Origin of the sequence: Oerskovia sp. NPDC060287, from assembly GCF_042726775.1 — a bacterium.
Lineage (GTDB): Bacteria > Actinomycetota > Actinomycetes > Actinomycetales > Cellulomonadaceae > Oerskovia > Oerskovia merdavium.
Genome location: NZ_JBHXBO010000419.1, coordinates 1 through 1,096, shown reverse-complemented (window position 1 = coordinate 1,096; position 1,096 = coordinate 1). Strand labels below are relative to the sequence as shown.

1 protein-coding gene is annotated in these 1,096 nt (G+C 72.3%); it reads left to right on the top strand.

Annotated features, from left to right (window positions below):
- Window positions 1-73: 73 nt before the first annotated feature.
- On the top strand, window positions 74-964 hold the full coding sequence (locus ACFWFR_RS19445; RefSeq protein ID WP_191801233.1) for a bifunctional methylenetetrahydrofolate dehydrogenase/methenyltetrahydrofolate cyclohydrolase: 891 nt from the start codon (window positions 74-76) through the stop codon (window positions 962-964).
- Window positions 965-1,096: the final 132 nt, after the last annotated feature.

The following is a 1,096-nucleotide window of genomic DNA, read 5'->3' as shown; positions in this document are numbered from 1 at the left end:
ACTCGCCGGGCGTGTCGCACAAGAGCTCCGCACTCAGCGGTCTGTTCGTCCCCGCCAGACCCTGAGGAGCCCCATGACCGCGCAGATCCTGGACGGCAAGGCCACGGCCGCCGCCATCAAGTCCGAGCTCAAGACCCGCCTCGTCGGCCTCGCCGAGCGGGGCGTCGTGCCGGGACTCGGCACGCTCCTGGTCGGCGACGACCCCGGTTCGCAGTGGTACGTCGCGGGCAAGCACCGCGACTGCGCCGAGATCGGTCTGTCGTCGATCCGTGAGGACCTGCCCGCCGAGGCCACGCAGGAGGAGATCGAGGCCGCGGTCCGCCGCCTCAACGAGGACCCCGCGTGCACGGGCTACATCGTGCAGCTCCCGCTGCCCAAGGGCATCGACACCAACCGCGTGCTCGAGCTCATCGACCCCGACAAGGACGCCGACGGTCTGCACCCGACCAACCTCGGCCGCCTCGTGCTGCGCGTCAACGAGGAGGTCACGTCGCCGCTGCCGTGCACGCCGCGCGGCATCATCGAGCTCATCGAGCGCCACGGGATCTCGCTCGTGGGCAAGGAGGTCGTGGTCGTGGGCCGCGGCGTGACCGTGGGCCGCTCGATCGGCCTGCTCCTCACGCGCCGCGCGGTCAACGCGACCGTGACGCTCACGCACACGGGCACCCAGGACCTGGCCTCGCTCGTCCGGCGGGCCGACGTCGTCGTGGCCGCAGCGGGCGTCAAGGGCATCATCACGCGCGACATGGTCAAGCCGGGCGCCGTCGTGATCGACGTGGGGGTCTCGCGCGAGGTCGACGAGGAGACCGGCAAGAGCCGTGTCGTCGGGGACGCCGACCCGGCCGTGGCCGAGGTCGCGGGCTGGATCTCCCCGAACCCCGGGGGCGTCGGGCCCATGACGCGCGCGATGCTCCTGGCGAACGTCGTCGACTCGGCCGAGCGCGCCGCGGGGATCACCGCCTGAGGTTACCGCTCCGCGGTAGGTCAGGACGGGGGGGGGGCCCCGCGCCGGCCCCCCCGCGCCACGGCACCGATTCAAAAAAAGAAACCAACCCCACAACCCCCCACACCACGGAGCGGGGGGTGAGGGCGGAAA

Bases quoted from the DNA above. Each gene is read 5' to 3' on its own strand.
- ACFWFR_RS19445 (WP_191801233.1), top strand. From the start codon at position 74: ATGACCGCGCAGATCCTGGACGGCAAGGCCACGGCCGCCGCCATCAAG.